Origin of the sequence: Photorhabdus sp. P32 (assembly GCF_038085095.1) — a bacterium.
In the GTDB taxonomy this organism is placed as follows: Bacteria; Pseudomonadota; Gammaproteobacteria; order Enterobacterales; family Enterobacteriaceae; genus Photorhabdus; species Photorhabdus luminescens.
This window is the reverse complement of sequence record NZ_JAZGJN010000290.1, coordinates 67,939-81,202: the sequence shown is the minus strand read 5'-3', so window position 1 is coordinate 81,202 and position 13,264 is coordinate 67,939. Positions and strand designations below refer to the sequence as shown.

The following is a 13,264-nucleotide window of genomic DNA, read 5'->3' as shown; positions in this document are numbered from 1 at the left end:
GTTATGACTAACCGTAACTTTATTCACGTTACCTATGTATTTTACCTTGTCGTGGAATTCGGTCCAGCTCCCAACGTTCTGTTGCTTTTTTCAACAATTGATCACGGGAAAGGTCTTGCCAGTTTTCTATGACAGGTTGATTAAGGAAAGATAATGCCTTAATCAGTAATGGCCGGGGATCATCCAATGGGATCGGCAGAGCATGATTCTGTTTGGAAAGTTTGTTGCCATCCTTATTCAGAGCGAGTGGTAAATGAATATAGTCAGGTATTTTCAGATTTAACTGCTGATAAAGCGCAATCTGACGGACAGTTGGTTCGATCAAATCAGCCCCTCTTACTACCTCGGTCACCCCTTGGTAATCATCATCAATAACAACTACCAAATTATAGGCAAATAAGCCGTCACGACGGTGAATAATAAAATCTTCCTCAGCCATGACCGGATCGGCGTTCAGATATCCTTGCAGTTTATCTTCAAAACCGTAAACCGGATGACGTTGTTTGAATCGAATTGCTGCATGATCAACGGGCAAATTTAATTCACGACAATTTCTATCATAAAAACCATTAGTCTGGTGAATGCGTTGACGGGTACAGGTGCAGTAATAGCTTAAGCTTTGTTGTTGCAATTGATTAAGGATATGGCGGTAAGCCTCATGGCGCTGAGATTGATGGAGAATTTCACCATCCCAATGTAAACCGTAATGCTCAAGCGCATGAAGAATACGGTCGGCAGCACCGGGAACTTCTCTAGGCGGATCAATATCATCAATACGTATCAGCCATTTTCCCTGACAAGCGCGGGCTTGCAAATAGCTGCCAATAGCAGTGATTAATGAACCAAAATGCAGGTCGCCAGAAGGTGACGGGGCGAAACGCCCAATATAAGCGCGGGGACGTTCAGATTTTATCATATGGGGATCAGCGGCGATTGTTTATACCCGTCATCTTTCAAGTTGCCTCTTTGTTGGCCGCACTCACTCACCCCGGTCACATAGCTATCTATGCTCCCGGGGATTCGCTCCCTTGCCGTCGCGATGCATCTTGAAATCCATAGGGTATATACGGCGCCATGAAGACGCCGTATTCGGAACACCATTAATTAGCCAGCCATCTGTTTTTCACGGATTTCGGCCAGAGTTTTACAATCAATACACAAATCTGCGGTTGGACGGGCTTCCAAACGACGGATGCCGATCTCAATGCCACAGGATTCACAAAAACCGAAATCGTCATCTTCGACTTTTTTCAGGGTTTTCTCGATCTTCTTAATCAATTTACGCTCACGATCGCGGTTACGTAATTCAAGACTGAATTCTTCTTCCTGCGCCGCACGGTCAACTGGATCAGGGAAGTTCGCTGCCTCATCTTGCATATGAGATACAGTACGATCTACTTCATCCCTGAGTTGATTGCGCCATGCTTCAAGAATTAGCTTGAAATGCGCCAACTGGGCATCGTTCATGTATTCTTCACCTGGCTTTTCTTGGTAAGGTTCTACCCCAGCGATGGCGAGAATGCTTAAGGACGAGGTTTTACGTTTTTGCCCTTCTTGCATAATACTTCTCCTACACACGCACTATCAAACAAACCCCTAGCGGGGAAAAAAACAGGCCGCTATAAATAGCAGATGGAGCATGGGTTGGCAATTGTTCCTGCCATTAGTTTCACAATGGTGTGGAAGCAAATGTATTGCATGCCTTTACACCTTGTACAACCTGGCTGCAAATAATTAGGTAAATCGATAAATTAATTATTTTAGTACAAAAGTTAACTTATCGCCTAAAATCATCCCTTTTCCTGTCATGTTGGCCTGGTAACAGATAACTTCGACCCCAGAATTTTGCGCTTGTTCCAAAAGAGATGAATAATTATGATCAATATGTGCGGCCGCAGCGACCTGTCTGATGCCAGAATGCAAGACCGCAAAAAATAACACCGCTCTTTGTCCTTGTTCTGCTATGTGCTGCAATTCCCGCAAGTGTTTCTGCCCACGGGTCGTGACAGCATCAGGGAAATAGCCGCAATTTTCTTGGAGTAGTGTCACTGATTTCACTTCAATATAGCAATTAACCTGTTGTTCTGCTTGTAACAATAGATCTATCCGGCTGTTCTCTTCGCCATATTTTACTTCCCGACTGATTTTTTTATATTCAGAAAATTCTGGAATGGCATTTTTGGCAATGGCCTCAGCGACTAAATCATTTGCTCTGAGCGTATTAACGCAAATCCAGTGACCATCCTGTGTTTCTGTCAATTCCCAACTGTTGGGGTATTTACGCTTGGGATTATCAGATGTGGAGTACCAAACTGTATCTCCCGGTGTCGCACAGCCGGTCATGGCGCCTGTATTGGCACAATGGATGGTCAGTGTTTCACCTTCCGGTGTAATGACATCAGCCAGGAAGCGTTTATAACGACGAATTAGCGTGGCGGATTGTAAGGGTGGATGGAATTCCATAAAAACTCCTTGATGACTGATGGCATAAGATTGAAGCGGGTAATGCTACAATGCCGGCGGTTGAAAGTTAACTTTCTTTGTATGGAGTGTTTGTGTCTTTATTGCCTGTATATGAGGTCGTCGAACCTGTTTTGAGTGCGTTGAAAAGTTCACAACAGGTCCTGCTTCATGCTCCGGCCGGCGCCGGGAAATCGACAGTCTTGCCATTGGAAATTCTGAAGAGAGCCGATTTTTCTGGGCGCATCATAATGTTAGAACCCCGGCGGATTGCTGCTCGCAGTGTTGCTAATCGCCTTGCTGCTCAATTGAATGAAAATACCGGGCAGACGGTGGGTTATCGGATGCGTTCAGAAACGAAAGTGAGTGCGACTACTCGTCTTGAAGTGGTAACAGAAGGTATTTTGGCCCGAATGTTACAGCAGGACCCCATGTTGACAGGGGTTTCTCTGGTGATTCTGGATGAATTCCATGAGCGCAGCTTGCAGGCTGATTTGGCGCTGGCATTGTTGCTGGATGTACAGGCAGGGCTGCGGGATGATCTACGAATTTTGATCATGTCGGCGACACTGGATAATCAGCGGCTCTCTTCCTTATTACCTAATGCGCCAGTGATTATTTCAGAAGGGCGAAGTTTTCCGGTGACCAGACATTATTGTCCTTTGCCTGCTCACCAACCTTTTGAACAATGTGTAGCCTCAGTTGTATTGCGGTTACTCCAACAGGAGCAAGGTTCTGTGCTGTTGTTTTTGCCGGGCAGTGGGGAAATTCAACGGGTATGTGGACGGCTTAAAGAGATAGTTGCCGAGGATACCGATCTCTGCCCGTTATACGGTGCGTTGTCATTGGCTGAGCAACAAAAAGCTATCGAACCTTCACCACGTGGACGCCGTAAAGTTGTTTTGGCGACTAACATTGCAGAAACCAGCTTAACGATTGAAGGTATCCGGTTGGTGGTTGATAGCGGCCTTGAGCGCACGACGCATTTTGAACCCAAAAATGGGTTGACTCGTCTGATCACTCAACGCATCAGTCAGGCGTCTATGACACAACGAGCGGGTCGAGCAGGCCGACTGGAAGCCGGCGTTTGTTGGCATCTATTCAGCCAGGAACAGGCAGAAAGAGCGTCAGAACATAGTGAGCCAGAAATTCTGAATGCTGATCTCAGTAGCTTATGGCTCTCCTTATTGCTATGGGGATGCTGTGATACTTCTCAGCTTCATTGGCTAGATATGCCGCCTGCGGCAGCTTTGGCGGTAGCCAAATCGCTGTTATTGCAGTTAGGTGCAATCAATAACAATGGTCAGTTAACGTCCAGAGGCAGAAAAATGGCGGAATCCGGCAGTGATCCGCGCCTGGCGGCGATGTTATGTGCAGGTTTAGAACAAGGGGCTGATATGCTGGCGACTGCCGCTATGCTGACTGCGATTCTGGAGGAACCGCCCCGTGATGGTCAGCCGGATATTACTTATTGGGTTGAGCAGCGACAGGCTCATTGGTTACGGCGGGCAAAGCAGTTAGCTAGGAATATGGGCGATCATTTTGGGGAGCCAGACGGTGGACTTGCTGCAATGCTATTAGCCCAAGGTTTCCCTGATCGAATCGCCAAAAATCGGGATAAGGGCGGGCGTTTTCAACTGGCGAATGGTCTGGGCGCGATAATCGATGATGAAGAAAAGTTATCCGGCGAATCGTGGCTGGTGGCTCCTTCATTATTACAAAACAGCAGAAATCCTGATGCGCGTATTTTGCTGGCTTGTCCTCTGGATATTGAACGACTGATACAGCAACAACCGAATTTATTTAGCGAACAGAGTGCCGTTGAATGGGATGATAATAAAGGGACGTTACAGGCTTGGAATCGGCTGCAATGCGGCAATCTGATAGTGAAAGCCCAACGATTGGCAAAACCTTCAAATGAGCAATTACAACAGGCCCTGCTAAACTGGTTACGCAGTGAGGGATTACATGAGTTGAACTGGTCACCTGCGGCTGCTCAATTGTGCATTCGTATCCAATGTGCGGCCAAATGGTTGCCTGAACTGGAGTGGCCGGCAGTAGATAATGATGCATTAATGGCTTCTCTTGATGATTGGTTGATGCCGTTTCTTACTGGTGTGCGTGATTTGAAAGGGTTGAAACAGATTGATTTGTTGCCGGCACTGGAAAGTTTACTGGATTGGCGACAACAACAGTGTCTGGATAATGAACTGCCTATTTATTACACTGTCCCAACTGGCAGTCGGATAGCAATCTGTTATTTCAGTGATAAACCACCTGTATTATCTGTTCGGATGCAGGAAATGTATGGAGAGCAGCAGAGCCCATCTCTGGCGAAAGGGCGGGTAACCGTGGTGCTTGAATTATTATCGCCAGCCCAAAGGCCATTGCAGATTACGCAAGACTTGGCCGCTTTTTGGCGAGGCTCGTATCGAGAAGTGCAAAAAGAGATGAAAGGGCGTTACCCAAAACATCTATGGCCGGATGATCCGGCAAATACGTTACCCACTCGGCGGGTAAAAAAATATTCGCAGTAGAATTTAACAACTTTTTTGCCGGCGAATAGATTCATTAAAAGATATTAATTAGCATCTAAACGGCTTTGGAGAATTTTGGAATGTCTGGTGAAGATCGTCAACCAATCGGACGTAAAGGCAAAAAATGGGTATCCCGCCGTAAGCGGCCGTCAAAAAGACGGTATCTGTTGGATGATGATAATGGCTATGAAGATGATGATTACGATGATGAAGAGGATCAACCCATGACAACGAAAGGAATGTATTCCCGTCCACCGAAGAAAAAGTGGCGTTGGTTCTGGTTGTTATTCAAGATATTTATTATTTTTGCCGTATTGCTGGCGGCTTATGGTGTCTATCTGGATGCCAAAATCCGCGATCGCATTGACGGAAAAGTTTGGGAGTTGCCTGCGGCAGTTTATGGCCGCATGGTTAATCTTGAACCGGGCATGAACTACAGCAAGAAAGAGATGGTGCGCCTGCTGGAAGGAATGCAGTATCGTCAGGTGACGAAAATTACCCGTCCAGGCGAGTTTTCTGTCAGAGGTGAAACCATTGAAATGTTGCGCCGTCCGTTTGATTTCCCTGACAGCAAAGAGGGACAGATCCACGCTTTGCTGACTTTCAGCGATAATCGTTTGACAGGGATCGAAAATCTGGAAAATCAGCGTCAGTTTGGATTTTTCCGTCTTGATCCGAAGCTGATTACTATGTTGCAGTCTCCCAATGGGGAGCAGCGGTTATTTGTGCCACGTTCGGGTTTCCCAGAGTTACTGGTTAACACCTTGCTGGCGACGGAAGATCGCCATTTCTATCAACATGATGGCATCCGTATTCTTTCCATTGGGCGTGCCGTATTGGCTAACTTGACTGCCGGGCGCACGGTTCAGGGGGGAAGTACCCTGACTCAACAATTGGTTAAAAACCTGTTCCTGACCAATGAACGCACTTTGATACGTAAAGCCAATGAAGCCTATATGGCTGTGCTGATGGATTATCGTTACAGCAAAGATCGGATTCTCGAACTGTATTTGAACGAAGTTTATTTAGGCCAAAGTGGTGATGAGCAGATCCGAGGATTCCCGCTGGCGAGCCTCTACTATTTTGGTCGGCCAGTGGATGAATTGAGTTTAGATCAACAGGCGTTGCTGGTCGGTATGGTGAAAGGCGCTTCACTCTATAATCCGTGGCGTAATCCTAAACTCGCTCTCCAGCGTCGCAATGTGGTGCTCAAGCTGTTACAAAACCAGCAAATTATTGATGAAGACCTGTATAAATTACTGAGCGCTCGTCCACTGGGGGTAAAACCGAAAAGTGGTGTTATTACCCCACAACCGGCGTTTATGCAGCTCGTTCGTAAGGAGTTGCAGGACAGACTGGGGGATAGAGTGAATGATCTGTCCGGCGTGAAAATCTTCACTACATTGGACCCGGTATCTCAGGATGCGGCTGAAAACGCAGTAGAGGAGGGGATTGCCAGCCTGAGAAAAACCCGCAAAATTGCTGATCTTGAAGGGGCAATGGTCATTGTCGATCGCATCAGTGGTGAAATCAGGGCGATGGTTGGCGGTTCTCAACCTCAATATGCGGGATTTAACCGAGCAATGATGGCGCGTCGCTCAATTGGCTCACTGGCGAAACCTTCTACCTATTTGGCGGCATTAAGTGAACCTGATCAATATCGGTTGAATAACTGGCTGGCAGATGAACCTCTGGTAGTAAAACTGCCGAACAGTAAAGCTTGGGAACCGAGAAATTATGACCGTCGTTTCCGTGGGCGTGTCATGTTAATAGATGCGCTGGCGAATTCTCTGAATATTCCTACAGTGAATCTTGGATTGGCTGTTGGTCTTGATCATGTCAGCAACACCTTGATCCGGCTTGGCGTACCGGAGGAAGTGATTCATCAGGTTCCGGCCATGTTACTGGGTTCTCTCAGCTTGACGCCTTTAGAAGCAGCGCAAGAATACCAGACGATGGCGAGCGGCGGCAACCGTGCGACGCTTTCCGCATTACGTTCTGTTATCACGGAAGATGGTACCGTGATATATCAGAGTTACCCACAGGCTGAACGGGCGGTACCGGCTCAGGCGGCTTATCTGACGCTGTACGGTATGCAGCAGGTGGTAGCGAGCGGGACTTCTCGTTCTCTGGCGGCCAAGTTTGGTCGCTATAATCTGGCGGGTAAAACGGGCACTACCAATGATCTACGAGATAGCTGGTTTGCGGGAATCGATGGTAAAGAAGTGGTGATTGCATGGGTTGGCCGCGATAACAACGAACCGACCAATCTGACCGGTGCTACAGGGGCGTTGAATGTGTATCGCCGTTATCTGGAAAATCAGACGCCTTTGATATTGAATAACATTCCACCGGAAGGCATTGTCGATATGGCGGTTAATCAAGATGGCAGCTTTAGCTGTAGCGGCAGTGGTTGGCGAACATTACCGGTTTGGACTTATGATCCACAGAGTTTGTGCCAGCAAACTGCGGTATCAGCGCCTGTTCAACAGCAAGAAGAAGCGCCGGGCTGGTTACGAGAGATGTTTGGACAATAATAAATATTTGATGAGATAAATGACAAAACGCTGATCTTCTGGTCAGCGTTTTGACTTTCTGAATATCGTTTTCCTGAATATTGTTTTTCATCTGCAAAGCCACCTTTCACCGTTTTTTTCACCAGTTTCCCAAACATACCGCGTCATTACCTTTTCGGCTTTACACCATTATCGCAGTAGTAATGCTCATAAATGTTTCGTATTTGTATAAAAAATGTTGCAAAATATGGACTTTTGGCCCCATCTGAGACGAAAAAATCGGCAACTTTCGGAATATTCCTATATCTTTCTAAATTGAAATCTGATGAATTATTAATCATGAATATTAAGTAACAGGTGGTAAGAACATGATAATTCCAGTCAGATCCACTCTTCATGTGGTTAGTCAATGGAGAAGTGAATAAATGGCAATAGGATATTTTCTGCTCGTTGGTGACAAAACAACCTGTGGTGGACAGATTATTACTGGTGACCACACCATGACATTCAATGGACGGGCAACCGCTCGTGAAGGGGATAAGGTTACCTGTGGCAAACATCCCGGTACTTACACGATTGTTGGTGGCGTATCCGATGTGTTTGATATGGGACGCAAGTTGGCTGGCACATTGGACAGTGTGAGTACTTCCCCTGCCGGGCCCGATTCATTAATTCGGAGATGGACAGCTATGAGAAACAGGATAAGGCTGCTGACCGAGTTGTCGCTCCTGCGAATATAGTGATGCAGAGTTTCTCCTCGCCGACAAAGGAAGCGGGTAGTATTCAGCCAAAGCCGTCTGTAACGCCGACGCCTCCGCCGCCGATACCGGTATTTACGAAATCCTGCCTGCGGGGTAAAGGTTGTACTGATGCGGGAACCGAAGCTGAACCCGCAGATAACTTTGGCAGAATGGCGATATATCAGGTTCCGTCATCTTCTGCTCCTGTAACGCCGCAAAAACCAGAACCGCCTCCACAGGGCAAGCAACACCCACCTGAACCGGATAAACCGCAGGATAAAAAATTACCGTGGTATAAACGGTGGTTCCGTGATGGTGAAGATAAAGCCGAAGCAGCCGCTACCGCTGTGGCCGCAACTGCCCGTAGCGCGGTAGCGGAAGGGGAAGGGCTGGTGATGCGTTACATTGGTGGTAGCGCCATCAGTGCAGGGCGTTGGTTGGCGGCCCCGAATCCGGTAACAATTGGGTTAATGGGGCTGTTTTATTCACCTAAGTTGAATGACGGTGAGGAAGATTACCTAACCCCCTATCGCCTGAGACAGATAGCGGAACAGTATGGTAAAGCTTCTACTCGAGTGCGTTTTCGCTGGATCAGAGATGAAAAAAGCGGCAGGATAACGGTTCAGGGATATCATGTCAGCCCGGAAGGCGGTCTGGATAAAGTGCCGGTTCGCATGATGACGCTGAATCGGACCACCGGTAATTACGAGTTCTGGGAACCGGGAGAGAACCGACCGACGATTTTATGGACGCCGAATGAACAGGAGTTTAAGGTTCCAGCCCATACCGGGAATGAGGAACGACCATTTATTCCGTCGCAAATAACCGTGTTGCCGATCCCGGATAAAGTGGGCAGCGATATTGAATCGTTACCTATGCCGGAAGAGAAGGATTTCCGAGATTATATTTTGGTATTTCCAGCCGATTCAGGTATGGAACCGATCTATGTGATGTTTAATACCCCTCGGAATCAACCGGGAGTGGTAACTGGTCGGGGGCAAAAAATCGAAGGCAACTGGCTAAGTCGCGCAGGACAAGATATGGGTGCACCGATCCCCAGTCAGATAGCGGATAAATTGCGTGGAAGGACATTTAATAGCTTTGATGATTTCAGAAAGGCGTTTTGGAAAGAGGTTGGTAATGATCCGGAATTGTCTAAGCAATTCACAAGAGCAAATGCGATAAACGTACCTAAAGGTTATTCTCCATATACAATTCCCGAAGAGCAGGTTGGAGGTAGGGAAGTATTTGAGATTCATCATGTTAAACCAATTAATGAAGGTGGTGAGGTTTATAACATGGATAATCTGCGCATATTGACACCGAAGCGGCATATAAAAATACATGCTAATAGAGGGGGTAAAGTGGGGTGAATTTGAAAAATAAATTGGAAGATTATACAGAAGCTGAATTTTTAGTTCTGCTGAACAAAATTTTTGATGGTGAATGTAAAACTGAGTACGAATATCACAGTTTAGTAAAACATATTGAGATGATTACCGAGCATCCCAGACGAAATGGACTAATTTTCTACCCAGAAAATGGAGTTGAAGATAGTCCTGAAGGTGTGCTTAAAGCGATAAAAGAATGGAGAGCTAAAAACGGCAGACCTGGCTTCAAAAAGTAATAGGGATTTGGTAAAAAGAGGAAAAGGATTTCCGCGATTATATTTAGCTGATTTGCATGTTAGAGAGGTAAGCGGAGAATATTACCTTAGCTTAGTCGAGAACAGGGGTATATAAATAATGGCGATTAATATTAATTCGTTAATTAATTGTCTGGGGAAAACAGCCGATACGTTAGTTGAAAATCAACTTATTTCGGCTGGAAAGTTTGAATACCTTTTTGAAGGAGTTGAAACATTTAATTATGAACCTGAAACTGGCCTTATCTTGGTATTCGATGATAAATCGAGAAAATTGAGGTCTGTTGAATTCACATTGGTTAGTACTTCTAGAAGTTCAGGAAGTAGTGAAATATATCGTGGAGAAATGCCGCCTCCATTTACGTTATCAATGGATAAAGTTGCTGTTAGAACATTGATGGGGGAACCCGATGTTACTTCAGGGGAAACAAAAATTCCCGTTATTGGTGTTGTAGGCGGACATGATTGCTATATCCAGAAACTTCACTCTATGTATCCTGATACAAATATTCGTGTCCTATATTTAGCTGATTTGCATGTTAGAGGATTGGTTTTTGAGCGGAGAATATAACCTTAGTTTAATCAAGAACAGGGGTTATGAAAATAATGACGATCGATATTAATGCATTAATTAATAGTTTAGGAATAACCTATCAGGAAATTTTTGATGAAGGATTAATCCCTTATAAGAGTAAGCCTAGAGGAGACTCTGGTGATGATTATGTGTCGTTAGATATGCAGAAAGAGGGGGTATTTCTAGCTTTCGATCGGGTTAGTAAGAAATTGACACATGTCACTCTGACATTGATCGATGAAGAACGGCCCCGTTATGTTTACCCAAATCAATTGCCACCTCCTCTGATTAATTCAATGACACGTGAATGGATTAAGGAGCATTTGGGGCCAGCAATTAAGTCCTTTCCACCATGCAAGGTGTTTAACCGTCAATATGGCTGGAAAGACCTCTACCTTTACAATGTACCTGAATCTGAGGAAAGTATTTATATACAATTATCCTATGATTTGTTTGAGCAGGTTGAGACAATAACTTTCCTTCGTGCTGAAAATGTTACGTGGTAGAGATATCTTAAAAACGGAATGAGCAGAGGAAGAATTAATTCTCTTTTAGAAATACGATTTGGAGTCATTTTTCCAGTTTCCTGCTTTGATAGGGTAGAGGCTCACAAACCACTACCCATGTTTAACATCGAAGTTTTATTCTATTGCATACCAGATTTTGGTTATAAAATAATGGAAATCAACATTAAAGAGTTAATTGATAACTTGGCGCAGACAGCAGAGCAACTAATTGAAAAACAGATTATTTCGGCTAATAAATTTGAATATTTCTTTGAAGGAGATGATGAATTTCTCTGTATACCAGAAGATGGATTAACGTTAGTTTTTGAAGATAAATCAAGGTCGTTAATCTCAGTCGGTATTACTCTAATTGCATCTGGGCCAAGGATGAGGATTTATAGAGGTGAAATGCCACCCCCATTTTTGTCTGAAATGGATAAGACAAAAGTTAAATCTGTGTTAGGAGAGCCATCAAAGACAAAGGGGGCTGTTAAATTGCCAGTTATTGGAATGGTTGGAGGATGGGATACTTATATTGACCGAATGAGCGATCAGTACCAAAATACACAAATAATTTTTGCGTATTCTACAGATCAGAGGGTGAGTAATATAACTTTTAAGAAAATTTGAGTTAAGTGTAATTTCTAATTGTTTGTCTTGGATAAAGTGGGCAGCGATATTGAATCGTTACCTATGCCGGAAGAGAAGGATTTCCGAGATTATATTCTGGTACTCCCTATTCCGAATATGCCGCCGGTGTATGTGTATTTGAGTAAACCGCCGGTGAAATTGTTTGAAGTGGATTTGTATAGAAACTTTGCGGGCAGGCTAAGAAATGGAACACATGCGGATCATATGCCTTCGTCTGCTGCGGTTAAGGCAAGGTTAAAAGCGTTATATCCTAAATTATTACCTTCCGAATTAAATTCTGATTCTAAAAATGTATCTGCAATTATTATTCCGGAAGAAGTACATCAAAAACTCAGTCAAACTTATGGAGGGCGAAATTCGTCAGAACAGATTGAAAGAGATTCGCAAGATTTACGTGCGGCATTAGATAGGAACTTTGATGCTATAAAACCGAGCTTGAAAAGATATGGTGCAACAGAAGTAAATAAGGTTTCATAATTCCGCTACACATGGTTTTATTCAACTCATTGTTATACATAGGGTTGTTGGTATATAAGGTATAGCACCATTTTGGAAAGTTATTTACAGCTTGAAAATGCTCGCCAGAGGATGCATAAAATAAACGAGGAACAAGGGTTGTATAAATGACAGTCAATGTAGAGGTACTAATAAACAATCTGGGAAGAACTTATCAGGAAATTTTTAATGAAGGGTTAATTCCTTATAAAACCAAACCTACAGGGTTTGCTGGAGATCCTGATATATCTTTAAATATGGCTAAAGAAGGTGTTTACTTATCCTTTAGAAGGGTTAATAAAGTTTTATTTGCTATAGAGCTTACTTTAATTGACGAGAAGAAACCACAATACCGGTTTCCAAATGAGCTACCTTCACCATTAGTTCCGATGATGTCTCGGCAATGGGTTCATGAGCATTTTGGAAATCCTGAAAAATCACTTCCTCCACAGAAAATATTAAAGAGAGATACTGGCTGGACAGAGTTATATACACTACTAGATTTTCGTCTTACAACTAGTATGCAAATTAATTACGATTTACTAGAATGTGTTAAAGTAGTAGCATTCTTACCCACATCAGAAGTACGTTGGTAGTCAATAATAAACATGGGAGATTTTTTAAGAGCCAATTCGTTTGCGAGCAGCTTGGAAATCCAAATCGCAGATGAATTGGTTTCACCAATAACAGGGGTTATACAAATAATGGCGGTTAATGTTGAAGCGCTAGTTAATAGCTTAGGTAGAACCTACCAAGATATTTATGATGAAGGATTAATTACTTATAAAATAGGCATATAAAAATTCACGTCAATAAAAGGAAAAAGTAGGATGAATTTAAAAAATAAATTGGAAGATTATACGGAAGCTGAATTTATTGAATTTATGAAAGAAATTTTCAAAGAAAATCTTGCAAAAACAGATGAAAAGCTAAATGTATTATTATCTCATTTTGAGAAAGTGACTGAGTATCCATCAGGAATAGATATTATTTATTATGCTAATTCTGATAGTGAATGTACCCCTGAAGCAATAGCAAAAAATATTAAAGAATGGCGAGCTAAAAATGGCAAGCCTGTCTTTAAAAAATAATAGAAATTAGGTGAAAGAGGGAAAGGATTTCCTAGATTATATTCTGATG

General features: G+C 43.8%; 12 protein-coding genes and 2 pseudogenes. 11 read left to right on the top strand and 3 right to left on the bottom strand.

Annotated elements, in window-relative coordinates; translation table 11 throughout:
* Window positions 1-28: 28 nt before the first annotated feature.
* The 3 genes from gluQRS to sfsA form a co-directional block, all read right to left on the bottom strand.
* Complete coding sequence (gene gluQRS, locus V2H77_RS20375; RefSeq protein WP_341500271.1) at window positions 29-916, bottom strand: tRNA glutamyl-Q(34) synthetase GluQRS; 888 nt, start codon at window positions 914-916, stop codon at window positions 29-31.
* Between the two features lie 188 nt (window positions 917-1,104).
* Window positions 1,105-1,560, bottom strand: coding sequence for an RNA polymerase-binding protein DksA (gene dksA, locus V2H77_RS20370; RefSeq protein ID WP_011145244.1), 456 nt, complete (start codon window positions 1,558-1,560; stop codon window positions 1,105-1,107).
* A 195-nt stretch (window positions 1,561-1,755) separates the two neighbouring features.
* Window positions 1,756-2,463, bottom strand: coding sequence for a DNA/RNA nuclease SfsA (sfsA, locus tag V2H77_RS20365; RefSeq protein WP_036808210.1), 708 nt, complete (start codon window positions 2,461-2,463; stop codon window positions 1,756-1,758).
* A gap of 92 nt (window positions 2,464-2,555) precedes the next feature.
* On the opposite strand from sfsA, the gene hrpB reads away from it, so the two are divergent.
* From hrpB to V2H77_RS20310, 11 genes and pseudogenes are all read left to right on the top strand, one after another.
* A complete protein-coding gene (hrpB, locus tag V2H77_RS20360; RefSeq protein WP_341500270.1) occupies window positions 2,556-4,997 on the top strand; it encodes an ATP-dependent helicase HrpB in 2,442 nt (813 codons plus the stop codon).
* An 80-nt stretch (window positions 4,998-5,077) separates the two neighbouring features.
* A complete protein-coding gene (gene mrcB / locus V2H77_RS20355) occupies window positions 5,078-7,534 on the top strand; it encodes a bifunctional glycosyl transferase/transpeptidase (protein ID WP_341500269.1) in 2,457 nt (818 codons plus the stop codon).
* Window positions 7,535-7,938: 404 nt separating this feature from the next.
* Window positions 7,939-9,626: pseudogene (locus tag V2H77_RS20350) on the top strand (S-type pyocin domain-containing protein).
* Window positions 9,623-9,880 (top strand): bacteriocin immunity protein, encoded by a 258-nt coding sequence (locus V2H77_RS20345; RefSeq protein ID WP_341500268.1) that lies wholly within the window; start codon window positions 9,623-9,625, stop codon window positions 9,878-9,880. Before V2H77_RS20350 ends, V2H77_RS20345 begins: the two are co-directional and overlap by 4 nt.
* A 118-nt stretch (window positions 9,881-9,998) precedes the next feature.
* Entirely contained in the window at window positions 9,999-10,469 is a 471-nt protein-coding gene (locus tag V2H77_RS20340) for a DUF6392 family protein (protein WP_341500267.1), read from the top strand.
* A 35-nt stretch (window positions 10,470-10,504) separates the two neighbouring features.
* Entirely contained in the window at window positions 10,505-10,978 is a 474-nt protein-coding gene (locus V2H77_RS20335; protein ID WP_341500266.1) for a DUF6392 family protein, read from the top strand.
* A 171-nt stretch (window positions 10,979-11,149) separates the two neighbouring features.
* Complete coding sequence (locus V2H77_RS20330) at window positions 11,150-11,608, top strand: DUF6392 family protein (RefSeq protein WP_341500265.1); 459 nt, start codon at window positions 11,150-11,152, stop codon at window positions 11,606-11,608.
* Window positions 11,609-11,644: 36 nt separating this feature from the next.
* On the top strand, window positions 11,645-12,106 hold the full coding sequence (locus V2H77_RS20325; RefSeq protein ID WP_341500264.1) for an S-type pyocin domain-containing protein: 462 nt from the start codon (window positions 11,645-11,647) through the stop codon (window positions 12,104-12,106).
* Between the two features lie 146 nt (window positions 12,107-12,252).
* Window positions 12,253-12,720: a DUF6392 family protein gene (locus tag V2H77_RS20320; protein ID WP_341500263.1), complete on the top strand. Its 468-nt coding sequence runs from the start codon at window positions 12,253-12,255 to the stop codon at window positions 12,718-12,720.
* 108 nt (window positions 12,721-12,828) lie between these two features.
* Window positions 12,829-12,912: pseudogene (locus tag V2H77_RS20315) on the top strand (DUF6392 family protein); the annotation flags it as partial.
* A gap of 42 nt (window positions 12,913-12,954) precedes the next feature.
* Window positions 12,955-13,215, top strand: a complete 261-nt coding sequence (locus V2H77_RS20310) for a bacteriocin immunity protein (RefSeq protein WP_341500262.1) — start codon at window positions 12,955-12,957, stop codon at window positions 13,213-13,215.
* Window positions 13,216-13,264 lie beyond the last annotated feature (49 nt).